Origin of the sequence: Shinella sp. M31, from assembly GCF_049199205.1 — a bacterium.
Taxonomy (GTDB): Bacteria; Pseudomonadota; Alphaproteobacteria; order Rhizobiales; family Rhizobiaceae; genus Shinella.
Window position 1 is genome coordinate 17,622 of sequence record NZ_JBLZPH010000135.1, and the last position, 23,900, is coordinate 41,521.

The window sequence follows — 23,900 nt, forward strand, 5'->3', positions numbered from 1 at the left end:
GAGATTTCAGGCACCGGGCCGCAGCCCATGCTGAATTAGAGAGATTTCTCACGCCGGGGACTTCACCCGCAGCAACAGCGGGGTCACGACCAGCACCGTCACCGTGGAAAGCGCAGCTCCGGTGAGGAAGGTCGCGCGGGAGCCATAACTGTCCCAGATCCAGCCGGCGGCGATGTTGCCGATGAGCACGACGATGCCGGTGATCAGATTGAAGACGCCGAAGGCGGTGCCCTTGAGATGTTTTGGCGCGGTGTCGGCGATCAGCGTGGCAAGCAGCCCCTGCGACAACCCCATATGCAGCCCCCAGAGCACGATGCCGGCGATGAAGATGGAAACGTTTTCCGCATAGGCGAGCGTCCCATAGGCGGCGACGAGCACGAACAGGCTGGCGATCAGAGGCCCCGACCGTCCGATGCGGTCCGACAGCGCCCCGACCGGATAGGCCGTCAGGCCATAGACGGCATGCATGATCACCATGGTGATGGGGATCCAAGCCGGCGCAAACCCCGCCTCCTGCGATTTCAGGAGCAGGAAAGCCTCGCTGAACCGCGCCAGCGTCAGGAGCGAGGCCGCGCCGATGACCATCCACACTGCTCCGTTCAGCCTAACGATATCGGCAAGCCGCGGCAGCCCGCCGGCCTTCGCCTCGAAGGGCGCCTTGGGCTCGCGCACCCCGACGATCAGCAGCAGAACGGCGAGAAAAGCCGGGATGACTGCGATCCAATAGATGGCAAGCACATCGCCGCCAAGCAGGATCATCAGCCCGATGGCGATGAGCGGCCCGATGAAACCGCCGACCGTATCCAGCGACTTGCGCAGCCCGAAGCTCGCGCCGCGCAGTTCCGGCGGCGTCACATCGGCGATCAGCGCATCGCGCGGCGTGCCGCGAATGCCCTTGCCGACGCGGTCGACGGCCTTGGCCGCGACGATCCATCCCACGGACGTGGCGAGCGGAAAGATCAGCTTGGAGACGGCACCGAGGCCGTAACCGAGCACGGCCAGCGGCTTGCGCTGGGCCATGCGGTCGGCCAGGATGCCGGAGAAGAGTTTGGTGACGGTCGCGATCGCAACGGCAAGCCCTTCGACGAAGCCGACGAAGACCGCCGACGCGCCGAGCCCGCTGACCAGATAGAAGGGCAACAGCGTCTGCACCATCTCCGAGGAGATATCCATCAGCAGGCTGACGACGCCGAGCACCCAGACCGTCGCGGGGATGGAGTTTAGCGGTCTGGATGTCATGGTCTCGCTCATGCCTCAGGAAGAATGGCGCAAGCGATAAGGGGGCGCCGCGGGACCGTCAACGTCCCGCGCGTGAAGTTCAGTTCTTCAGCTTGTAGCCGGTCTTGAAGATCCAGGCGGTGATCGACAGGCAGACGACGAGGAAACCGAGCACCGTCACGAGGCTGACGATCGGGTTGACGTCGGCGATCTCGTAAAAACTCCAGCGGAAGCCCGAGACGAGATAGAGCACCGGGTTGAAATGGCTGACCGTCTGCCAGAACGGTGGCAGCATCTCGATGGAGTAGAACGAGCCGCCGAGGAAGACGAGCGGCGGGATGATCAGCATCGGGAACAGGTTGAGCTGTTCGAAATCCTTCGCCCAGATGCCGATCATGAAACCGAACAGCGAGAAACTGACGGCCGTCAGCACGAAGAAAAGCACCATCATGAAGGGATGCTTGATCGAGATATCGACGAAGAGCGAGGCGGTGATCAGGATGATCGTGCCGACGATCAGGCCCTTGGTGGCGGCCGCCCCGACATAGCCGATGACGATCTCGATCATCGAGATCGGCGAGGACAGGATTTCGTAGATCGTGCCGGTGAATTTCGGGAAATAGATGCCGAAGGAACCGTTGCCGATGCACTGGTTGAGCAGCGTCAGCATGATGAGGCCGGGCGCGATGAAGGCGCCGTAGGACACGCCGTTCACCTCCTGCATGCGCGAGCCGATGGCCGCGCCGAAGACGATGAAATAGAGCGAGGTGGTGATGACGGGCGAGACGATGCTCTGAAGCAGCGTGCGGCGCGTGCGCGCCATCTCGAACGCGTAGATGGACTTGATCGCCTCGAAGTTCATTTGCCCTCTCCCACCAGCTCCACGAAGATGTCTTCCAGCGAACTCTGCTCGGTGGATATGTCCTTGACCCGCAACCCGCACTGCGAAAGCGCCGACAAGAGCGACGAGATGCCCGTCCGCTCGCCGGACGATACGAATTCATAGGTCAGCCGCGTACCCTCGTCCGAAAGTGCCAGCCCATAGGGCGCCAGGGCATCGGGAACGGCAGCGATGGGCTCGGCAAGCTCGACGGTCATCTGCTTGCGGCCGAGCTTGGCCATCAGCGCCTTCTTCTCCTCCACGAGCAGGATCCGGCCGTGGTTGATGACGCCGATGCGGTCGGCGATCTCTTCCGCCTCCTCGATATAATGCGTCGTGAGGATGATCGTCACGCCGTTGGCCCGCAGCCGCTCGACGAGCTGCCACATGTCCTTGCGCAGGGAAACGTCGACGCCCGCCGTCGGCTCGTCGAGGAACAGCACCTTGGGCTCGTAGGACAGCGCCTTGGCGATCAGCACGCGCCGGCGCATGCCGCCGGAGAGATGGCGCAGCACCGTGTCCTTCTTGTCGTAGAGCGAGAGGTCTTTCAGGATGCGCTCGATCAGTGCCGGGTTCGGCGGGCAGCCATGCAGGCCGCGCGAGAAGGCGACGGTGTTTTCGACCGTCTCGAAGGCGTCAAGCGTCAGCTCCTGCGGCACGAGGCCGATGATCGAGCGCGTCTTGCGGTAGTCGCTGAGAATGTCATGGCCGCCGACGGTGACCGTGCCGCCGCTCGGCGTGACGATGCCGCAGATGATGGAGATCATCGTCGTCTTGCCGGCGCCGTTCGGCCCGAGCAGCGCGAGGATTTCGCCCTGCTCGATATCGAGGTCGACGCCTTTCAGCGCCTGGAACCCGGAAGCATAGCTCTTGGTGAGATTGCGTATGGAAACGATGGGCGCCATCGGTGGCTCCGGAAAGAGGAGATGTCATGCGGAAGGACACCCTATATGGCGTGTCCTTTCCAGGTTTTCACCCGCAGGCAGCAAAAAATTCTCAGGGTCCGACGGCCGCCTGTCATCAAACCGTGACCCGCATCCAGCATGGTCGCGACGAGGCCGAAGGGACGGTTTTGCACCCCGCGCACCTGCCGTTCCCCTGCTTCCGCAACGGCCTCGCTCCCGAACCCTGAGGGAGTCCCCGGCGGCCCCATCCGCCACGCTTCCCCGTGGAAGCACCGCATCCAGCCCTGCCGGTCGCCCGGCCGGGATGTCGGAATGTGACGTTCCAGGCATCCGTTCCCCCAAGGCGGATTGCCAACCCCTCTTTGACCGGCGCCCCTGCCGGTCTTTTTTTGCCCGCAAAACCCGTCATTTGCCGGCGACCGCCGCATCGAAAACCGACCGCTGCGCGGCAAAGGCGCGCTGATAGGCGGGCCGCTTCTTTCCGCGGGCGATATAGGCGGCAACGAGGGGATATTCCGGCAGCAGGCCGGAGGATTCCAGCCGGCGAACCGCGTGGATCATCATCAGATCCCCGGCGCTGAAGGCACCGTCGAGCCATTCGCCCTCCCCGAGATGGCGGGAGAGTTCCCCAAGCCGCGCGCGAATTCGGTCGTCGAGCATCGGCAGCCGCTCGGCATACCAGGGTTTGTCGCGCTCCACGATCACGGCCATCGAGCGCTCGACGATCGGCGGCTCCACCGTCGCGACCGCCGCAAACATCCACATGATCGCCCGCGCCCTGCCCTTCGCATCCCTCGGCAGCAGGCCGGAGTGCTGCTCGGCGATATGCAGCACGATGGCGCCGGATTCAAAGAGCGCAAGATCGCCTTCCTCATAGGTCGGGATCTGCCCGAAGGGATTGAGCGCGAGATGCCCGGGCTGCTTCATCGCCTTGAAGGTCAAAAGACGCACGTCATAGGGTTTGCCGACCTCCTCCAGAGCCCAGCGCACGCGCATGTCGCGCGCCAGCCCCTGCCCGCGATCCGGCGAGCTTTCGAATGCGGTGATCGTGGCGGTCATCGTCTCTCTCCCTGGCTGCTCGTCTGAAAGACGGTTGGCCGGGGAGAATTCCGACATCAGGCCTGAACTTTTGCAAGTGCCTCTAAAGGCTGCAATGGCGATAGCCGGATTTGCGGGCGCGCAGGTCGAAGTGGAAATGGTCCTTGTGGAAACGGTCGCTGCCCGGCCCGAGCACGGTCGAGAAATACTTGCAGCTGTCGCCGCGCACCGCCTTCAGGAGACCCTTCTCGCGGAAGGCGAAGAAGCCTTTCTTCTCGATGACGATGGCCTTGCCGTTCTTCAGCACGATCTTGCCGACATCGATCGCATTGCCCTTGGCATGCTCCGACATGGCGGCGCCCTTCTGCGAATTCATAGTGCGGCAGGAATAGGAGGACATCTGGTGGATAGCCGCAACGCCCGAGAGATAGCGCATGCGGCTGGAGGGCACGAGCTCGTCCTTCACCCAGCGGGCGAAGGCCTCGGTAATCTGGCAGTTCACCTGCGCGGCCGGCTTGATCTGGATGCCGCCGGAAAGCCCCGATAGTTCGACCGGCCACTCGATGCCGCAGGAACGCCCGCGCGAAATACGCGGGACATCACGGAATTTCACACCGAGCCGCTGCAACCGCTGCCGGCAGGCCTTTTCGGACGCCGGCATGCCGCCCATCGTTTCGGGCATCTGCATGGGATTGGAAAGCCGCGGCAGAAAGGCGACCTGTTCGCCCTCGACGGCCTGACGCTTGCGCGTCGTCGCCTTGTCCGGCACCCGCAGGAAACCGTCATTCTCCGCCGGCATGCTCATTTCCATACCGGCCTCCGACATCGGAATGCCGTCCGGCTGGCCGACCTGCTGCGGCGTGTCCGAGCCGATGCCATCGACGACGACCTGCGTGGCGTTGCCCTCGGCAATTTCGTTCGCCTGCGCTTCCGCCAGCCCCTCGACGCGCTGGACACCCAGCCCCTCATCCATGTTGACGCCGCCCTCGGGCAGGGTCAGCACGCCGGAAGAAGCCTGGACGGGATCGGAAATCCCCATGGCCTCGTCGCTATCGATCATCGGCAGACGTTTCTTCTCGGCGACCGGCGCATTCATTGCCGTGTCTATGCTGTCGCTGCCTCCGGTGGGTTCGCTGACGGGATAGACGCTGACGTCCTCGCCCGTATCCCCCATGTCCCTGGCCTGGTTTCGCGAAACCTCTTTCATCGGCCGGATAGCGCCGACGCCGCCGCCGTCGATATCCTCGGGCGGCGCCAGGCCGCCCGAACAGGCGGCCAGCATCGCCGGGATGAGAAGCAGCCCGAGCGGCCTGCGGAGACGAGAAACGAACGCAATACCCATTGTCACTTCCGCCTGGCACCCGCCCCGCCCGATGCGAGGTCCGTGATGTCCCGTGTCTGTCCGGCAATGGTGCAGTCCGCTTTTGTCCGCATTCGGACAGCACAGGCACGAAACCGGACGCGGGGAACCATACCCCCGCAATTCCACTGGATTTTCTCGCAACAGGGTAAAGGAACCGTTGTCTTTCCGAACGAAAAACCCCGGCGCGGGGGCGCCGGGGCGAGGTTTTCCGGAGAAAAGTCTTTTGCTTTTATGCGGCGCGGCGCCGGTGGTCCGCCGCTCCGGCTGGCGAGAGCCGGAAGTTCCCGAGCAGCCGCTTCAGCTGCTCGCTTTCCTGGGTCAGCGTCTGGCCGGCGGCGTTGGTTTCCTCCACCATCGCGGCGTTCTGCTGGGTCATCTGGTCCATCTGGTTGACGGCGGTGTTCACTTCGGCAAGGCCGGTCGCCTGCTCGCGCGCCGAGGTCGCGATCGAATTGACCTGCTCGTTCACCTTGTTGACGAGCGCTTCGATCTCCGTCAGCGCATCGCCGGTCGAGCGCACCAGCGCCACGCCGGTACCGACCTCGGCCGCCGAGTTACTGATCAGGCCCTTGATCTCCTTGGCGGCATTGGCCGAACGCTGCGCCAGTTCGCGCACCTCCTGCGCCACGACCGCAAAGCCGCGCCCCGCCTCGCCGGCACGCGCAGCCTCCACGCCGGCATTCAGCGCCAGAAGGTTGGTCTGGAAGGCAATCTCGTCGATCACGCCGATGATCTGGCTGATACGGCTCGAAGCATCCTCGATGCGGCTCATCGCGGCGACGGCATCTCGCACAATCGTGCCGGAGCGGCTGGTCGACTGCTTCGTCTCGGCCACCATGCGGCTTGCCTCGGCAGCCCGCTCGGAGGCGCTGCGCACCGTGGCGGTGATCTCGTCGAGGGCGGCTGCGGTTTCCTCCAGCGAGGCCGCCTGCTGCTCGGTGCGGTGCGACAGGTTGTTGGCCGCCTCGGCAATGCCGCCGGCGCTGCCATAGACGACGTCCGTGGACCGGGCGATCGCGTTGACGGTGCCCGAAAGCGCATCAACGGCGCGGTTGAAGTCGTCACGCAGCTTGGCATATTCCGGTGCGATCGCATTGATCGACACCGTGAGGTCGCCGGCCGCAAGACGCTCCAGCGCCTCGCCGACCGTCTGCATGGCATCCGACTGGCTCTGGCTCACCGCCCGCTGGCGGCGCTCGCCTTCCGAACGCTCGGCATCGAGACGACCCTGCTGCTCGCCTTCGCGGATGCGCAGCTCCGCCCGCTCGGCAACCGACTGGCGCAGCACCGAAACGACCTTCGCCATCGCGCCGATTTCGTCCTTGCGCTCCGTTTCCGGCACGTCGCGGGACACATCATCCTCGGCAATCGACTGCATCGATGCCTTGAGGCGCAGGATCGGGCCGGTGACGCTCTTCACGATGCCGTAGGCGGCGAGGATGATGGCAAGGCCACCGATAGCGAGGATCATCGCCATCTCGATCGCATTGCTGCGGAACATCGCCGCAAGGTCATCCGCATAGACGCCCGTGCCGACGACCCAGCCCCAGGGCGCGAAACCGGCGACATGCGAGTATTTCAGGACGGGCTCGTCAAAACCCGGCTTCGGCCAGAGATAATCGACGAAGGCCTGGCTGTCCGGGCTGCCCTTCACGGCCTTGACGAATTCCGTGAAAATCTTCTTGCCGGTCGGGTCAGCCATGGCCGACTGGTCCGTGCCGTCGAGCGCCGGCTTGATCGGATGCATCACGATCACCGCGTTCATATCGTTGATCCAGAAATAGCCGCTGCCCTCGTAGCGCAGCGCCCGCACCGCATCCTTGGCGCGGGTCTGCGCTTCCTCGCGCGTCAGCGTGCCGGCCATTTCCAGATCGTTGTAATGCTTGAACAATGTCAGCATGCTCTGGTCCATCGCCGCAAGCTTCGACTTGCGTTCGGCCACCATCGCATCCTGATAATGATAAAGACTATAGACGAGAGCCGCAGCGAAGATGGTCAAGGCAAGTCCGACCAGCAGCGATAGACGTGTCGATATTCTGAAATTCTTCACCGGGCTCTCCTCCACCTTGTGGCGCACTGCGCCTTGTGCCCGAGGGTCCGGGAAACCTTTTAAAATCGTCTAAAATTGCAATCATCAATTTTGGGATCGCGCATATACGCGACAAAGCCGGGTATCTGCGTGGCAGCAGCCTCTTTCTCCCTCGTCCGCATTCGGCTAGACCTTTCGAAAATGGAGAGGACCCGCATGACAGAGACCCGCACGCCGAACGGCCAGCTCACCCTTCGCACGCTCGCCATGCCCGGCGATGCCAATGCCGCCGGCGATATTTTCGGCGGCTGGGTCATGGCGCAGATGGACTTGGCGTCCGGTATCCGTGCAGCTGAACGCGCCCGCGGCCGCGTGGTCACGGCGGCCGTCAAGGAAATGGCCTTCGAACTACCGGTAAAGATCGGCGACACGCTCAGCATCTACACCGACATCGCCCGCGTCGGCCGCACCTCGATCACGCTCAGCGTCGAGGCCTGGGCGCAGCGCTACCTGACGACGACACTGGAAAAGGTCACCGGCGCCACCTTCATCATGGTCGCGCTCGACCAGTCCGGCCAGCCCACTCCGGTTCCGGTCGAATAGAGGACGCCAGCGCGATGGAGCACACCGCCCCGGATCCCGCCCTGTTCGGTCATGTTCGTGTCGTCATCGGCATGGTGGTCAGTCTCAGCATCGCCCGCATCCTGACGGGCATCGCCCTTCTGGTGCAGCATCCCGGCAAGGTGAAGCCCTATCCCGTACATCTCGCCTGGGCGGGTTTCCTCCTGCTGTTCCTCCTGCATTTCTGGTGGTGGGAGTTCCGCCTGCAGGCGCTGACGACGATCGGCTTCGGCGTCTATCTCTTCCTGATCAGCTATTGCTGCCTGTTCTTCCTGCTCGCCGTGCTGCTCTTCCCCACCCTGCTCGACGACTATGCCGGCTACGAGGACTATTTCTACTCCCGCCGCAAATGGTTCTTCGGCGTCTTCGCTGTCGTCTTCGCCGTCGATCTGCTCGACACGGCCCTCAAGGGCGAAGCCTATTTCGGCTCCTTCGGCTACGAATACCCGTTGCGCAACGCCGTCTTCATCCTGCTCTGCCTCACCGCCGCCTGGACCGCCAGCCGCCGCTACCACACCACTTTCGTGACGCTCGGCATCCTCTACCAGCTAAGCTGGATTTTTCGCGCGTTCGACATGCTGGAATAGTCAACCGCGCAGGAAGGACGCCCGCTTGTCGAAACTTAAGCCGGGGAAAACCGCGGTCTCCAGATCGTTGGGAGAAACGTCGAACTGTTGGTAGAGCATCGCCGCCGCCAACTGTCGCAAATCCGCCGTCGGCCTCAAGTCACGGTCTTCGAGCAGATCGCCCTCGGCAAGCGATGGCCATTCGCTATAGACTTTGCCACCGGCCACCGCACCACCGGCAAGAATGGCGACACCACCCGTGCCGTGATCGGTGCCCTTGGAACCGTTTTCACGTGCGGTGCGACCGAATTCCGTGACGGCAAGCACCGCCGTCTTGCGCCAGACGGGAGGCGGAAGCTTTTCCTTCAGCGTAGAGATGGCCGTCACAAGATCCTTGAGCGGCTTCGGAAAGAGCTTCGCCTGATTGACATGCGTGTCCCACCCGTTGATAGAGAAATTCGCGATGCGGTGATCGCCGGCCAGCATACCGGCCGTCAGTTCCGCAACGGCGCGAATACCCGCGCTGCGTTTTTCCTCTTCCGCGCGTATGAGGTCGGAGGACATATCCGTCTCCGTCGCTTCGCTAAGAGCCGCCGCAAAAGCGGGGTCGTTCCTATAGAGCAGGACGAAGAAGGCTTGCTCGTCCTCCGTGAACGCGAGGTTGGCCCTTGTCGACCAGACATCGACGGGATTTCTACCTGAAAGGATCAATTCCGCCGTCGTGGTGATGTCGATCGCCCGGCGCTCGGCTGGCCGTGGGATGGTGCTAATAGCACGGTTGAGCCAACCGGTACGTTCCGCCTTTACCGTTGCCCCGCCGCTCTCCAGCATGTCCTGCCCATCGAAATGACTGCGTGCCTCACGATAGGGCGTGGAGACGGCATGCACGAAACCGAGTTCCCGGGCCTTCCAGAGGGGCAACAGGTCCTTTGCCGCGGGATGCAGACCGAAAAAGCCGTCGAGATCAATAAGACCGTCATCTGTCCCCAGCGAAAGCGTCGGCCGCATCTGGCGCAGCAGCGGATCGCCATGGGGCTGCACCAATGCCAGCCCGTCCATCGCACCACGCAGCACGATCGTCACCAGCCGGTTGTCGCCGGGCATGGCGGCAAAGCTGACGGGCGTCACGAGCGGTGCGGCCGCCAGGCAGCAGGCTCCCGTCAGAAAGGCTCGACGGTTGATCTCGCTCGTCATCGTCAGCTCCTAACGTCTGTTGAATTCCGGTGACGCCAACACCATCGCCATCGCCACTTCACGATTCGGCGCACGCGCGACGGTTTCAATCGTATCTGCCCGTGCCGCATCCGCCATCGTCGCCTCCAGAAAGGCACTCGGCTCAAGGTTACCGCCAAAGCGCGCCACGAGCCGTCGTGCAAACGCGATGCGCTCGGTAATCTGCGATGCAGTTATCCAGGCCGAGAGCCCCTCTTCCCAGCCCGCCGGGCTCGGTACCGACCAAATCGGCTGCCCGAGGCGTTCGATCGCGCCGACGGAGAAAGGATTGGCGCCGAGCGCGGGTTTGCCGTCAGCGGTGATCATCATGACGTCACCGAGATTCATGACATCTGATGCAGGCCGCCAGTTTGCTTCCTTGTCGAGCTTGCGCGGCTCGAACATGGCCTCTGGCGCATTCAGCGAACGAAGCGCGGCGACCACGAAGTCAAAGGGCTGCCGCGCCTTGAGACCGCCCTCCTCCCAGCTGCGCGGATGATCCAACATCGCGCGATAGACCGCAAGGAGTTGTCCATCATGCTGTCGCCAAGCCGCAACCATGCTATCCACCACCGGCCCAGGCGCATCGTCCGCAATGAAATGCGAGGCCAGCTTGCGGCAGATGTGCCGGCTCGTTTCCTGTCGCGATGCGAGATCGTCAAGCAGGTCGTAGACCTGCACCATATCCCGTTTGTCACCGCCATATTGGCGGCCCAGCACCGTATGGGTGCCCGGTTCGGCGAGCCGCCGACGAAAGACGGTCTTGAAGGCCGGTATACCGAATGTGACACCGGTCAGAACGAGGGCCGCCGCGCGCACATCCTTCTGATCGTAACCGGTCCCCGCCCCCATCGTGTGCAGTTCTATGAGCTCCCGTGCAAGATTCTCATTGAGTCCGAGGCGAGCTTTCATGCCTTGCTCGGAGTTGGGGCCGACCGACCGTGCCTGATCAAGATAGAAAAGCATGGCGGGGTGGAGAACCGCCGCCTTCAGAAGATCGGAAAAGCGGCCCGCTAGGTTCGGCCGGATCGCCTCGGCTTCATGCAACGACGTCAGAACGCGCATATAGCCGCCCTTGCGGGCATCGACGGCAAAGTGTCCAGCCCAGAACGTCGAGAGCCTTTCAAAAAAGCCATTCATGGACAAGGTCGCCTGCCGGACTTTCGCATGCCGGTCCCGCTGGACCGCATTGGCCAGAGCCACGGTGTAGGGATATACGACACGCGCGCCGATCAGCATCGACGTATTCTTTTTGCGGGCGTCGGCGTCGGCCAGCTGGGCTGCTCGATAGGCGGGAAATCGCGCCCGGCGTCCTTCTATACCTTCATAGGGGAAGAAGCAGGGTTCGCGCGCGCCCCGGTTCACCTGGGCGATCAGGTCATCGACACTGCCCGGTGGCTGCTCATCCGGTCGACGGCCATAGCCGTAACGCATCGACGCCATGGTCTCAAAGCTTCTGGTCACGCGACAGCCTCATTCCGATCCACTCATCTTGCGTGGAATTGCGACTATTTTGGGAGACGCTTCACCCCTTGAACACGAAGGCCGCGCCGGCTGCGATCAGCATGAAGCCAACGGCATGGTTCCAGGTCAGGCTTTCCTTCAGCCAGAAGACGGAGAAGCCGGCGAAGACGAGGAGGGTGATGACTTCCTGGATCGTCTTCAGTTGGGCAGCCGAATAGACCTCGTGGCCGATGCGGTTGGCCGGCACGGCCAGACAATATTCGAAGAAGGCGATGCCCCAGCTGGCGAGGATCGCGATGAAGAGCGGCGCCGACTTGAACTTCAGGTGGCCGTACCAGGCGAAGGTCATGAAGACGTTGGAAAGGGCGAGAAGCACGATCGGCCAGACGGCCGCGGGGTTGAGGCTGAAGGGCATGGGCGATTCCTGACGCTGGGAGACACTGTCTGCCCCGAGATATCCGAGCGGCAGCCGTCGTCAAGGCCGGAACGTCATGGATTCTCGCGATCCCCCGTTAAGACAATCTTATGCCCACCGCCACACCATCCGCCCACATCGCCGCGGCGGCGATTCCTGCGGACCGGGAAGACCATGACGGATGCGGCCCGGCTGATGCCGGAGGACGAAGCGACACGACGGCAGATACTCTCCGCACAGGCCCTGTCCGTGCTGGACGGCATCACGCTGTCGCTTGGCGCGAACTGCTTCCTCGCCGCCACCACCGCCGCCGTGCTTTGGCTCGACGAACCGGGCATCGGCATCCTGGCTTGGCTCGCCACCGTCTTCGCCATCAATCTCGCCCGCTATATCGGCGTGCGGATCGTCCACCGGCTCAACTGCGCCGTGGAGCGGCCGAAGCGCGCACTCGGCGTGCTGTCGCTCGGTGCGCTTGGCGGCGGCCTCGCCTGGAGCCTGCCGCCCTTCATCGGCGCGGCCTACGGGGCAACCGGCCTCAACCCCTATCTGATATTCATCATCGCCGGCATCTGCGCAGGCTCCCTCATGCAGAGCACCGCCTATGCCCGCACCGCCCTCGTCTTTGCGGGACCGCCACTCGCCACGATCACCCTCTCCCTCCTGCTCACCGGAACGACGGCCACCCTTGTCGTCACCGCCGACGTGCTTTTGCTCGCCGTCATGATGCTGCGCGTCAGCCAAGTCAGCGAGGCCGGCTTCATCCGCAGCCAGATCGACCGGTTGAACGCCGTGGCGCTCGCCGCCTCGCTGTCGGACGCCAATACGGAAATCCGCCAGTCCTACGAGCAGCTCGCCTCGCTCGCCAACCGTGACCCGCTGACCGGGCTCGGCAACCGCGCACTGTTCAACCAGCGCCTGCGCGATCTGCTCGACGGGACCGTGCCCGCCGGCACGCTCGCCCTGCTGGTGATCGATCTCGACCGCTTCAAGGCGATCAACGACACGATGGGCCACGGCGCCGGCGATGCCGTGCTGACGCAGATCGCCACCCGCCTCGCCGGCCTCACCGGACCTGACGATACGGTCGTGCGCCTCGGCGGCGACGAATTCGCCGTCATCATCGAAGGCGACAATGCCGAGGCTCGTGGCCGCGAAATCGGCGACGGCATCGTCCGGCTGGCCGCCGATCCCATCGTCATCGACGGGCGTCCCGTCACCGTCGGCGCCAGCGCCGGCCTTGCGCTCCATCCCCAGCACGGCGAGACGGCCGACGACCTCTTCGCCAGTGCCGATATCGCGCTCTACGCCGCCAAGGAAGGCGGCCGCCGCCGGCTCGGCCTGTTCAATCCGATCCTCAAGGCCCGCATCGAGCGCCAGCGCCTTGTCGAGGCCGGCCTGACGGAGGCCATCGAGAACCGTGACCTGACCGTCGTCTTCCAGCCGCAGGTGGAGCTTGCCACCGGCCGCGTCACCGGCTTCGAGGCGCTGCTGCGCTGGATGCATCCTGAACTCGGCGCCGTCAGCCCGCCGGATATCGTGCGCGCCGCCCATGCCCTGCACATCTCGCCGTCATTGACCGGTTATGTCGCGACCCGCGCCGCCGAGCTTTTGCAGACCCTGCCCCGGCTCGGCCTGCCCGAAGCCGCGGTTGCCGTGAATGTCTCGCCGCGCGAATTCTCCGGCGATACGCTGTCGCGCCTGCTTGCCGATATCGTTAAGGCCCACGCTATTTCCCCGGCGCTGATGGAAATCGAGATCACCGAGGAGGCGACGCTCGACACGCAGGCGGCGGGCGCCGAACTCGCCCGTCTGGAAGCGGCCGGCTTCCGCCTGGCGGTCGATGATTTCGGCATGGGCCATTCCTCGCTCGCCTATCTCGTCAGCCTGCATATCGACCGGCTGAAGATCGACCGCAGCTTCGTCACGGGCATCGCCACCAGCCGCGAGAACCAGGCCCTCATCGCCGCCCTCATCGGCATCGGCCATGCGCTGTCCATCGATATCGTCGTGGAAGGCGTCGAGAACGAGGAAGAGGCCGAAGTGCTGCGCATGCTCGGCTGCCGCCATGCCCAGGGCTACCATTTCGCCCGCCCGATGCCGGCCGCCGACATCCCGCGCTGGCTCGATCAGCACGCCGCGCAGATGGCCCGCAAGACGACCGGCGAACACTAGATTTTCCTTCCGGTAAGGCAAAAAATAGCCCCGAGCGTTTCCGCCCGGGGCCTTTGAAGCGATGCCTAGGAGCCTCGCCGCGCCTGCGATCAGGCCGGCAAAGCCTTGCGCAGGCTGGAGGCGCGCAGGCCGTAGTAGATGACGCCGGCAATGGCGACGCCGAAGAACCAGCCATAGACACCCCACCAGGACGGCATGATGCTGGTGAAGCCCGGCAGGATCGACGAGAAGACGATGCCGACACCGGCCGCGATCAGCGCGTTGACATGCCAGCCGTTCTCGAAGCGGAACTCGCCGTCTTCACGGTAGAGCGCCTCGACATTCACCCGGCCTTTGCGGATGAGGTAATAGTCGACCATCATCACGCCGAAAATCGGGCCCATCGTGTTGCCGATCATGTTGACGAAATGCGCCGCACCGCTTTCCCAGGGCGCGAAGGGATACAGCACCAGCGCGATGAACGCCGCGATATAGCCGCCCTTCTTGAAGTCGATATGCTTGGGGAAGACGTTGGCGAAATCGAAGGCCGGCGAGACGAAGTTGGCCACGACGTTGATGCCGAGCGTGGCTACCGCGAAGGTGAGCGCGGCGAGCAGCGCCAGGAACACGCTGTCGAACTTGGCCGAGATCTGGTCGGGATGCAGCAGCACCTCGCCATAGACACTATAGGCCGCAATCGTGGTGACGCCGGCCACCAGCGAGAACAGGATGAGGTTGACCGGCAGGCCCCAGAGATTGCCGACCGTCAGCGAACGCTCGCTCGGGCAGTAGCGCGAGAAGTCGCAGAAGTTGAGATAGAGCGCCGAGAAATAGGTGACCCAGATCGCGGCGACCGCACCGAGAGCGGCAAGCGAGCCCGGCACGCCCGGAACCCCGGCATCCTTGGTCTTTTCCAGCAGCACGTCCATCGGGATCGTGTGGCTGAGCGAGAAACCACCGGCCTTGACAACCAGATAGACGGCAAGCAGCAGCATCATGACCCAGACGGCGGGACCGGCCCAGTCCTGGAACTTGCGCACCGTTTCCATGCCGTTCTGGATGATCAGAAGCTGGAGACCCCAGACGACGACATAGCAGATCAGTTCCAGCGTCGAATGGCCGAGCATATGGCTCGACTGGTGGAACTGCAGCAGGCTTTCGTTGCGGATGAGCAGCGCGACGATGGCGCCGGAAGCGGCCGCCGTCTGTGCGCCATACCAGAAGCAGGCGACGATGGCCCGCACGATGGCCGGAAAGTTCGCGCCCCAGATGCCGAAGGAGGCGCGGGCGAGAACCGGGAACGGCACGCCGGTGCGCACACCGGCAAGGCCGACCATGTGCATCAGGAAGAAGATGATCAGCGAGCCGACGCCGATGGCGAGCAGGAAGTTCACGAAACTTCCGCAGAACAGAAACAGGCTGGCGGCGAGGTAATAGCCCCACAGGCTGTGCACGTCCGATGTCCAGACGTTGAAAATGGAAAAGGCCCCCCAGTTACGCTCCTTCGCGGGCGCAAGGTCCTCGTTATACAGTTGCGGTGATGCCCCGGGTGGTATCGTCATCCTAATCCCTCCTGACGTTTGAACCCTGTGCGAGCTATCTGATCCGACGTTTCGGGAGTGTCAATCGAGCAAAAATAGCCTTTGCCATCAGCAGGTTGCATGAGAAAGCGGCCGCCGTCACAAAATTGTTAACAAAAACAGCTTTCTATCGTGCACAGCGAGGTCTTTGGCACAGAGCCACGCGTTGGAAAGCGAACAAGACTTTCAATCGCCGGAATAAAATCTTTCGCATCAGATCGGGGTAGTCCACCTGGGCGCCGTCGCAGATTCGCATCTCTGCGAAGACATGGCCGGGCAAAGCGCCCGACCCCGCATTCCATCGACATAGCAGCTTGTCACGCTCTCCCAGCACGCACAGCCCGTGCCCGGTTCCGCTCTACCTTGGCCAGTAGAACCAGCGAAACCGCCAGCATCAGGCCGCCGTTGAACGGGTGCAGCGCCTGTAAAACGCCCGAACCGCTGCTCTTTCCGACTGCAATCAACGCCACCTGCACAAGATAGAGCGCCACCAGCAATCCGGCCCACCAGCGCAAGGGACGAGCCGCCCGCCCCAGCCATGCGGCGAGCGCCATCGCCGTGATAGGCAGCAAAAGGAGAAGGCCAAGCCCACCGTGCCAACTCCAGAACCGGCCATCGTGGAATAAACCGAGCCCCGCCAGCAGGTATTGCAGGAGAATAGCCACCGGCACCGCGCGCGCCACCTGCCCATACCAGAATGGTGTCACCGCCCGCGTTTTAGAGGCCGCCGGGGAATCAATGATTGTCATGGCCTACCCCCACGCTTCGACGAGGAAGCGCTGCGCATCCTGCCGCCGCCACGTTTCGAGGATCGCCGCATAGTCCTTCGCCGCGCCGTGCAGCGAGAGATCGTCGAGCTTGTCCGCGCGATAGACGAGGAACGGTGCCTGCCACGGCAGACTGCACCGATGGGCCGTCGCCTCCAGCGGACGCAGCAGCTCTTCCATGGTGAACTTGTTGGCGCCGCCGCGCTGATAGGCCTCCGGCACATTGCCGGCGGTCGCGACGACGAGTAGCGGCTTGCCCTCCAGCAGGCGGCCCTCGGTCGGATAGGTGATGTAGAACATGCGGGTCAGCACCGCATCCTTCCACGCCTGCAGCAGCGGCGGCGTGGCATACCACTGGATCGGAAACTGCAGCACGATCCGGTCGGCCGAGAGCAGCCGCGCCACCTCGCGATCCGCATCGATCGCGCCATCTGGGTAGAGCGCATACATGTCGGCGACCTCCACGCCCGGCAGGCGGGCAGCCGCAGCGGCCAGCGCCGCATTGGCGCGCGAGCGGTTGAGATCGGGGTGGAAGAGAAGGATCAAGGTCTTGCTCATGGCGTCGTCTCCTGTGTTGACGCCATCAGGATGCCGCGCATGCCGAAATCATTCCAATGGATGATTTATATATGCTATTATCGATTTCATGAATTTAAGATCCGTCGACCTGAACCTTCTCGTTATCCTCGATGCCCTGCTGGACGAGGCCCATGTCTCGCGCGCCGCCGCCAAGCTGAACCTGTCACAGCCCGCCACGTCGAGCGCGCTCGACCGCTGCCGCCATCTCTTCGGCGATCCGTTGCTGGAGCGCGGCAAGGGCGGCATGCGCCTGACGCCGAAGGCGGAAAGCCTGCGCGACCCGCTAAAAGCCCTCCTCATCGGCATCGCCGCCGTGGTCGATGCGCCGGAGGAACCGCTTTCGGAAATCCGCCAGACCGTGCGCATTCTCACCGCCGATTTTCCCGGCATACTGATCGCCGGCGCCCTGCACCGCGCGCTCGCCCGGTCGGCCCCCGGCATCGACCTGGTCATCCAGCCCTGGCACGGCGCGCCCGAGGCACTGGAATCGCTGGCCCGCGGCGCCAGCGACATTGCCCTCTCGGTCTTCCCGACCTTGGACGAGGCCGCCTTCCACCGCGAGACGCTGGTCGAGGAGCACTATGCCGTCGCCATGCGCAGGGACCATCCCGCCGCCATGAATTTCACGCTGGAGCAGTGGCTCGCCTTTCCGCACATCCTCGTCTCCGGCCGCGGCGACACGCGCACGCCCTTCGACGACCAGCTTGCCGCCCTCGGCAAGACCCGCCGCGTCGGCATCGTCGTGCCGAGCTTCCTGATGGTGCCCGCGCTTCTGGAAGACAGCGACCTCATCGCCATGATGCCCAGCCACTGCCTGCCGCCCGAGGCCGCAACGCGCTTCCACGTCGCCCTTCCGCCCATCCCCGTTACCGGCTTCCCCCTCCACCTTGCCTGGCACCGCCGCCGCGACAAGGACCGCGCGGTGCGGCATGTGGCGGATGAAGTGCGGACGCTTTTCGGCGCGTTGACGACCTAACCGATCTTGCTGACCAGCTTCGCCATCGCCAGCAAGGCGACGAGGTCGCGGATCATCGGCTTCAGGTGCCGGTCGAAATCGATCGGCGTATCGACCGGCGGCAGCTCGAAAAAGTCCTTCTTCGAGGGCAGCAGCATGAAACAATCCCGCCGCCGCAGCGCCAGACGCACGACGTCGCCGCGCCATTCCGTCGAGAGATAGTCGAGCGCCTTGGCAAGCGCGCCCTGCACGATGGGCGTGGCGGCATCCGGCCGGTCGGTGCGGAATTCGTGCGCGGCATCGATTTCAGGATTGCTGCTGGTCACCAGCGGCATCGTGCTGCCGCCGAAAAGATCGCGTATGAACAATTGCACGGTATTCGGTTTGCGGGCCACCAGCAGCACACCGGGAAATTCTTCGTCCCGCGTGAAATAGAAAATCAGGCCTTTGAAAGTGGTTTCGCGGCTCTTGCCGCTGCCGGCGATCAGTTCCGTCTCCGACAGCGTGAAGGTCAGCCCCTCATGACGACCGACGATCATGTCGCCATGTTCGCTGCGGTCACGCCGCACGAGTTCCTTGCCCGGCATCCGGCCCATGAATCGTGGCTCGACGCCGTGCCCATACTGCACCTCGTCGATGAAGCCGAAGACCAGCGGCAGCAGGCGGTCGCGCAAATCCTGCTGGAAGCGTTTCGACGGCGCCCGCGCGACGCGCCAGACGACCGTGCCGCCGAAGAACAGCAGCCCCAGCACGATGCCGACGATATCCTTGTCGATTTCGGTGAAGGCGATATAGGCGAAGATGCCGGCCAGGACGACATAGCCGCCGAATAGCAGCACCATGTTGACATAGAGCGTGTTCGTCACCCGGCCGCGCTCGGCATTGTAGGCCGCCACCGCGGTGTGCAGCGCCTCCAGCGCGCCCGCCTTCGGCATCAGTGCCGCCTCGTCAATCACCGTATCCATGATCGCCCCTCGCCCTGCCTTCCCGCATAACGGCCGGAGGCGGCCGCAAATTCGTTTCCCTTTTGTACTCAAAACCCCTTTTCTTTCCGTATGACTCTCTCCATATTCTCCGCATGGCCAAAGCTCCGAAAAAACCCACCGCCCCGAACTCCGGTTTCGAGGAAGCCCCGCAGTCGCCTTTGACTGGGGCGCCCTTCGAGGGCGAGCCTTTGTCCGGCAGCGTCTCCGACTGGGTGAAGCAGCTCGAGGCGGAAGCGGAGGCGGCAAGCGTCGAAAGCCGCCGCGAGGTCGCCTCCAAGGCCGGCAAGCACCGCAAGACGGTGGAGAACGCCGCCCGTCGCCACACGGAAAACGTCACCGCATCGAAAACTTCCCGCGGCGTCTCGATCGGCGGCTCGTCCGATCCGAAGACCCGCGCCGCCGCCGGCCTCAACCCGGTCTCCGGCATGGATGTCTCGCTGGAAGACGCCGCATCGCTCAATGCCGGCACGGCCGTGACCGCCACGGTGGAAGCGTTGTCCGCGCTCATCGAGAGCGGCAACCCGCTGTTCAAGGACGGCAAGCTCTGGACGCCGCACCGCCCGGCCCGCCCGGCCAAGTCGGAAGGCGGCATCCCGATCCGCATGATCAGCGAATACCAGCCCGCCGGCGACCAGCCGACCGCCATCCGCGATCTCGTCGAGGGCCTCTCCTCGGGCGAGCGCAGCCAGGTCCTGCTCGGCGTCACCGGCTCCGGCAAGACCTTCACCATGGCCAAGGTGATCGAGGAGACGCAGCGCCCCGCCGTCATCCTCGCACCGAACAAGACGCTGGCCGCCCAGCTCTACAGCGAGTTCAAGAACTTCTTCCCGGAAAACGCGGTCGAATATTTCGTCTCCTACTACGATTATTACCAGCCGGAAGCCTACGTCCCCCGCTCCGATACCTTCATCGAGAAGGAATCGTCGATCAACGAGCAGATCGACCGCATGCGCCACTCCGCGACGCGCTCGCTTCTGGAGCGCGACGACTGCATCATCGTCGCCTCGGTCTCCTGCATCTACGGTATCGGCTCGGTCGAGACCTACACCGCCATGACCTTCCAGATGGAGGTCGGCGAACGGCTCGACCAGCGCCAGCTGCTCGCCGATCTCGTCGCCCAGCAATACAAGCGCCGCGAGATGGATTTCCAGCGCGGCTCTTTCCGCGTTCGCGGCGACACGATCGAAATCTTCCCGGCCCACTTGGAAGATGCCGCCTGGCGCATCAGCATGTTCGGCGACGAGATCGACGCGATCACCGAATTCGACCCGCTGACCGGCCAGAAGACCGGCGACCTGAAATCGGTGAAAATCTACGCCAACAGCCACTACGTCACCCCGCGCCCCACGCTGAACGGCGCCATCAAGGCGATCAAGGAGGAACTGAAGCTCCGCCTCGCCGAGCTGGAAAAGGCCGGCCGCCTGCTGGAAGCGCAGCGCCTGGAGCAGCGCACGCGCTACGATATCGAGATGCTGGAGGCCACCGGCTCCTGCGCCGGCATCGAGAACTATTCACGCTACCTCACCGGCCGCCGCCCCGGCGAGCCGCCGCCGACACTCTTCGAATACATCCCCGACAACGCGCTGATCTTCATCGACGAAAGCCACGTCACGATCCCGCAGATCGGCGGCATGTACCGCGGCGACTTCCGCCGCAAGGCGACGCTGGCCGAATACGGCTTCCGCCTGCCCTCCTGCATGGACAACCGCCCGCTGCGCTTCGAGGAATGGGACGCCATGCGCCCCGACACGATCGCCGTCTCGGCCACGCCCGGCAACTGGGAAATGGAGCAGGCCGGCGGCGTCTTCGCCGAGCAGGTCATCCGCCCGACCGGCCTGATCGACCCGCCCGTCGAGGTGCGCCCGGCGAAAAGCCAGGTGGACGACGTTTTGGGCGAAATCCGCGAGACGGCGCAGGCCGGCTACCGCACGCTCGTCACCGTGCTCACCAAGCGCATGGCCGAAGACCTCACCGAATACCTGCACGAACAGGGTGTTCGCGTGCGCTACATGCACAGCGACATCGACACGCTGGAGCGCATCGAGATCATCCGCGACCTGCGCCTCGGCGCCTTCGACGTGCTCGTCGGCATCAACCTGCTGCGCGAAGGCCTCGACATTCCCGAATGCGGCTTCGTCGCCATCCTCGATGCGGACAAGGAAGGCTTTTTGCGCTCGGAAACGTCCCTCGTGCAGACCATCGGCCGCGCGGCGCGAAACGTCGACGGCAAGGTCATCCTCTATGCCGACCAGATCACCGGCTCCATGCAGCGCGCCATGGACGAGACGACCCGCCGCCGCGAAAAGCAGGTCGCCTATAACGAGGCGCACGGCATCACCCCAGAATCGGTGAAGGCCAAGATTTCCGACATCCTCGACTCGGTCTACGAGCGCGACCACGTCCGCGCCGACATTTCCGGCGTCTCCGGCAAGGGCTTTGCCGATGGCGGCAACCTCGTCGGCAACAACCTGCAGGCCCATCTCAACGCGCTGGAAAAAGCCATGCGCGACGCCGCCGCCGATCTCGACTTCGAAAAGGCCGCCCGCCTGCGCGACGAAATCAAACGCCTCAAGGCCGCCGAACTCGCCGTCATGGACGACCCGATGGCGCGCGAAGAAGCGAGAAGTCAGGAAAGTGGCGGAAAGGGCAAAAGCCCGGCTAAGGCACAGGGCGGCGGGAAATCCGGCGCCAGCCCCTCGTCAATCTCCCCCCAGGGGGGTGAGGAACGGTCCGCGCAGCGGAGCAATCGATCCAGTGAATCGATTGCAGCGACGAACGCCGGCAGGACAGAGGGGGGTGCCCCCGGCACCCCGTCAAAATCCCTCTTCCAGAAACCCTCGCTCGACGACATGGGCCCGGGCACCGACACCGAACGCCCCCTCTTCCGCAAGCCTTCGCTGGACGAAATGGGCCGCGACGTCGCCACCCCCGCCGGCAAATCCCTCTTCCGCCGCAACACGCTCGACGAAATGACCGTCGGCCGCACCGAAAAACCCGTCACCGGAGACTTGCCCGCCCGCCCGGAGGAAACCCTCTCCACGAAAAAACGCCACGCCCCCCTCCTCGAAGGCCAGCCCGAGCGTGCAGACGGTGCCGACGACGCAAAGCCGGTCCGGCGAGGGAAGATTGGCGCGGGGAGCTATGAGGACCCGGCGGAGGCGAAGCGAAAAGCGCGAACGAAGGGGAAAACGGGGCGGCCGGGCCGCTAGAAACGAGAATCTGGAACGATTGTATGACAACGCGAAAATCAGCGATTGATCAAAAATTGCGCGTCTGTTTCTATGCAATCGCAGAAGTTACTGCGATCGAATATATAGAAGGCGAACGACGCACTATCAGTAAAAGAGAATTTTTTGAAATAAAGGTAGACGATGTGCCCTCTTCCGCATTTAGGAACGGGAAAATCCCTACACATGCTATACACATGGCAGAGCAAAAAATAATTGAAATGATAGACATAAAATACTACCCAAATGGATTTTTAAAAAAATGGGATCTATTTACGGACCCGAAATGCGCAAACAGAGTGAGCACCTATAAAAGAGCTAATTGAAATTATTATATTCAGCAACGACATCTCCATTTTCGGAATACATTTTATAGCTCCTCGGAGTGCATTTATTTTTCGATAGATGCTCACGAACCTTATTGTTCAAGCTCTCAATTAAAGCGGGATGCGGATTTTTGCTTGGTATTCTCATACGCATCTCAAAATCACGCTCATCGCCCGATAAGGTTACCTCAATTCCACGCGCCGTAATACAAACAATAGCACCGACCGCTTCGCAAGCCTGAAAGAATTCTTTCCCTTTTTCTGTCGCATAGACAGACTCAAGGATGAAGGAGTTGGCCACGCTTGCTGACAAAACCTTCAATGCAAACGCATCTTCCATGTAAACGTCTTGTTCGTCAGGATGCCATGAAGCCGGGCCCCTAGGCGCATGGTGATGTAGATGCCCCCGGGTATCAACGAGATGCTCTAATAGCTGATCATCATTCATTTTTTTAAATTTCGCGAATTGATTGCGATCGTGATTCCGCTGCACTTCCAAGGCCTCCCGAAGATCTTTTATTGCTTCGCGAATCTTCAGACTATCCTTCAATTTTACTTTTACTTTTTTTGGATCTGAATACCCTGGAAAAAACTGCGTCTCCAAAGAGAAGAAATAGTTATAGAATGCAGATATATACTTACCGTCATCATAGTCCTTGTTCCCATTGTGAACAAATGAAAGAGATATTTCTTGAGGAACAGCAGAATAAGCATGGTAAGTGAGGGCGGCTATGAAATCATACGTCAGCTCAATTTGAGAGTCATATCGCGTCCCTTCTGATGCAAGAGAGAATTGATGTAACTTCAGATCCCTCCGCTCCTTTTCAGTTTCAGGAACCCACTCAATGCTTTCCGACTTGAAATCGACTTCTGTTGGAGCCATAGAGTCAAGAAACGACTGTATTCGCCTCACATAGGGACGCACGTGTTCCAGCTTCTTAATTTCGGGAACACTTATATGTGCAGCTACACTTGAGTTATCTTCTCCATACTCAACGGAAGGCAGATCATCTTCCGTGACGTTAAATTCAACTATTATTCCAACAACGTTATTGCCATTAAGCCGAAAATTTACCTCATAACCATCTCTCTGAACTGGCCAATTTTCAACCAAATGAAGAATTGATTTGGCCTTATAAGAAACTCGAATTTTCACTGGAAAACCACCTTAGAAAGATTGCAAATTAAAATGACTCTTCACACGATACAATCATGCATTTTTTTGAACAATTAAATATAACTCTTCGGAAGTTTCGCTACTCACCCAATTTGCACGAAAAACAGTCGACTCCGGTTAGGTGATCATTTTTAGCTTATTCCGTGGATTCAAAATTAGAAAATTTATTCATATCGTATTTCTTTGGTTTCGCCTGCGCCAACAAACCATCTGATTTTGCTGCATAATTTATTTATCCTTGAATTTAGCCCAAGGTGATCGATACAGAGAATTTTCCCTACTTAATTCCCGCCTCAACGCCTCATGCCATACTCCCCTCATCCCGCCGCGGATACACCGCAAGGCGTTGCGGCGAGGCGGGGTCGGCGCTTTTGGGGAGGGACGGACGTAAGCCGTCTCCAGAAGGGTCTGCGGAAAGTGGTCTCCCTCCGGCGACATGGG

Annotated in this window: 21 protein-coding genes; 7 read left to right on the plus strand and 14 right to left on the minus strand. The window is 62.3% G+C overall.

Translation table 11 applies throughout. The features are described from left to right. Window positions 1-48: 48 nt before the first annotated feature. The 3 genes from ACOZKU_RS21475 to ACOZKU_RS21485 form a co-directional block, all read right to left on the minus strand. Complete coding sequence (locus tag ACOZKU_RS21475) at window positions 49-1,239, minus strand: MFS transporter (RefSeq protein WP_421580605.1); 1,191 nt, start codon at window positions 1,237-1,239, stop codon at window positions 49-51. 79 nt (window positions 1,240-1,318) lie between these two features. Continuing rightward, a complete protein-coding gene (locus ACOZKU_RS21480) occupies window positions 1,319-2,080 on the minus strand; it encodes an ABC transporter permease (RefSeq protein WP_117366303.1) in 762 nt (253 codons plus the stop codon). Next, window positions 2,077-3,003, minus strand: a complete 927-nt coding sequence (locus tag ACOZKU_RS21485; RefSeq protein WP_421580606.1) for an ABC transporter ATP-binding protein — start codon at window positions 3,001-3,003, stop codon at window positions 2,077-2,079. Before ACOZKU_RS21485 ends, ACOZKU_RS21480 begins: the two co-directional genes overlap by 4 nt. A 26-nt stretch (window positions 3,004-3,029) precedes the next feature. On the opposite strand from ACOZKU_RS21485, the gene ACOZKU_RS21490 reads away from it, so the two are divergent. Beyond that, a complete protein-coding gene (locus tag ACOZKU_RS21490; RefSeq protein WP_421580607.1) occupies window positions 3,030-3,230 on the plus strand; it encodes a hypothetical protein in 201 nt (66 codons plus the stop codon). Between the two features lie 178 nt (window positions 3,231-3,408). Here ACOZKU_RS21490 and ACOZKU_RS21495 read toward each other — a convergent pair whose 3' ends face one another. The 3 genes from ACOZKU_RS21495 to ACOZKU_RS21505 form a co-directional block, all read right to left on the minus strand. Then, complete coding sequence (locus ACOZKU_RS21495) at window positions 3,409-4,062, minus strand: glutathione S-transferase family protein (RefSeq protein WP_421580608.1); 654 nt, start codon at window positions 4,060-4,062, stop codon at window positions 3,409-3,411. Between the two features lie 82 nt (window positions 4,063-4,144). Next, a complete protein-coding gene (locus ACOZKU_RS21500; RefSeq protein WP_421580634.1) occupies window positions 4,145-5,377 on the minus strand; it encodes an extensin family protein in 1,233 nt (410 codons plus the stop codon). Between the two features lie 256 nt (window positions 5,378-5,633). Beyond that, window positions 5,634-7,454: a methyl-accepting chemotaxis protein gene (locus ACOZKU_RS21505; RefSeq protein WP_421580609.1), complete on the minus strand. Its 1,821-nt coding sequence runs from the start codon at window positions 7,452-7,454 to the stop codon at window positions 5,634-5,636. Window positions 7,455-7,649: 195 nt separating this feature from the next. Here ACOZKU_RS21505 and ACOZKU_RS21510 point away from each other — a divergent pair, with 195 nt between their 5' ends. Next, window positions 7,650-8,036: an acyl-CoA thioesterase gene (locus ACOZKU_RS21510; protein WP_314084401.1), complete on the plus strand. Its 387-nt coding sequence runs from the start codon at window positions 7,650-7,652 to the stop codon at window positions 8,034-8,036. 14 nt (window positions 8,037-8,050) lie between these two features. Further along, window positions 8,051-8,641, plus strand: coding sequence for a hypothetical protein (locus tag ACOZKU_RS21515; RefSeq protein ID WP_421580610.1), 591 nt, complete (start codon window positions 8,051-8,053; stop codon window positions 8,639-8,641). On the opposite strand, the gene ACOZKU_RS21520 is transcribed toward ACOZKU_RS21515, so the two are convergent. The 3 genes from ACOZKU_RS21520 to ACOZKU_RS21530 form a co-directional block, all read right to left on the minus strand. Further along, complete coding sequence (locus ACOZKU_RS21520; RefSeq protein ID WP_421580611.1) at window positions 8,642-9,814, minus strand: DUF1501 domain-containing protein; 1,173 nt, start codon at window positions 9,812-9,814, stop codon at window positions 8,642-8,644. 9 nt (window positions 9,815-9,823) lie between these two features. After that, window positions 9,824-11,275, minus strand: a complete 1,452-nt coding sequence (locus ACOZKU_RS21525) for a DUF1800 domain-containing protein (protein WP_421580612.1) — start codon at window positions 11,273-11,275, stop codon at window positions 9,824-9,826. An 82-nt stretch (window positions 11,276-11,357) separates the two neighbouring features. Beyond that, complete coding sequence (locus ACOZKU_RS21530; RefSeq protein WP_298100209.1) at window positions 11,358-11,711, minus strand: DMT family protein; 354 nt, start codon at window positions 11,709-11,711, stop codon at window positions 11,358-11,360. Between the two features lie 174 nt (window positions 11,712-11,885). Between ACOZKU_RS21530 and ACOZKU_RS21535 the strand changes: the two genes are divergently transcribed. Next, complete coding sequence (locus ACOZKU_RS21535; RefSeq protein WP_421580613.1) at window positions 11,886-13,883, plus strand: putative bifunctional diguanylate cyclase/phosphodiesterase; 1,998 nt, start codon at window positions 11,886-11,888, stop codon at window positions 13,881-13,883. Window positions 13,884-13,972: 89 nt separating this feature from the next. Here ACOZKU_RS21535 and ACOZKU_RS21540 read toward each other — a convergent pair whose 3' ends face one another. The 3 genes from ACOZKU_RS21540 to ACOZKU_RS21550 all read right to left on the minus strand — a co-directional run bounded on the left by ACOZKU_RS21540 (window position 13,973) and on the right by ACOZKU_RS21550 (window position 16,767). Then, a complete protein-coding gene (locus ACOZKU_RS21540; protein WP_421580614.1) occupies window positions 13,973-15,424 on the minus strand; it encodes an NCS1 family nucleobase:cation symporter-1 in 1,452 nt (483 codons plus the stop codon). A gap of 335 nt (window positions 15,425-15,759) precedes the next feature. Next, a complete protein-coding gene (locus ACOZKU_RS21545) occupies window positions 15,760-16,191 on the minus strand; it encodes a DUF6220 domain-containing protein (protein ID WP_314084420.1) in 432 nt (143 codons plus the stop codon). Window positions 16,192-16,194: 3 nt separating this feature from the next. Then, window positions 16,195-16,767, minus strand: a complete 573-nt coding sequence (locus ACOZKU_RS21550) for an NAD(P)H-dependent oxidoreductase (RefSeq protein WP_421580615.1) — start codon at window positions 16,765-16,767, stop codon at window positions 16,195-16,197. An 88-nt stretch (window positions 16,768-16,855) separates the two neighbouring features. Here ACOZKU_RS21550 and ACOZKU_RS21555 point away from each other — a divergent pair, with 88 nt between their 5' ends. Next, window positions 16,856-17,764 (plus strand): LysR family transcriptional regulator, encoded by a 909-nt coding sequence (locus tag ACOZKU_RS21555; RefSeq protein ID WP_421580616.1) that lies wholly within the window; start codon window positions 16,856-16,858, stop codon window positions 17,762-17,764. On the opposite strand, the gene ACOZKU_RS21560 is transcribed toward ACOZKU_RS21555, so the two are convergent. Continuing rightward, window positions 17,761-18,708, minus strand: a complete 948-nt coding sequence (locus ACOZKU_RS21560) for a DUF3137 domain-containing protein (RefSeq protein ID WP_421580617.1) — start codon at window positions 18,706-18,708, stop codon at window positions 17,761-17,763. The two genes, ACOZKU_RS21555 and ACOZKU_RS21560, sit on opposite strands and share 4 nt — an antisense overlap. 113 nt (window positions 18,709-18,821) lie before the next feature. Between ACOZKU_RS21560 and uvrB the strand changes: the two genes are divergently transcribed. Together uvrB and ACOZKU_RS21570 are read left to right on the plus strand one after the other, a co-directional pair. Then, window positions 18,822-21,938 carry an excinuclease ABC subunit UvrB gene (gene uvrB / locus ACOZKU_RS21565; RefSeq protein ID WP_421580618.1) on the plus strand — a complete coding sequence of 1,039 codons (3,117 nt, stop codon included), beginning with the start codon at window positions 18,822-18,824 and terminating at the stop codon, window positions 21,936-21,938. A 23-nt stretch (window positions 21,939-21,961) separates the two neighbouring features. Then, window positions 21,962-22,282, plus strand: coding sequence for a hypothetical protein (locus tag ACOZKU_RS21570; RefSeq protein WP_421580619.1), 321 nt, complete (start codon window positions 21,962-21,964; stop codon window positions 22,280-22,282). Here ACOZKU_RS21570 and ACOZKU_RS21575 read toward each other — a convergent pair. Then, window positions 22,275-23,438 (minus strand): hypothetical protein, encoded by a 1,164-nt coding sequence (locus tag ACOZKU_RS21575; protein ID WP_314084437.1) that lies wholly within the window; start codon window positions 23,436-23,438, stop codon window positions 22,275-22,277. The genes ACOZKU_RS21570 and ACOZKU_RS21575 overlap by 8 nt on opposite strands. Window positions 23,439-23,900 lie beyond the last annotated feature (462 nt).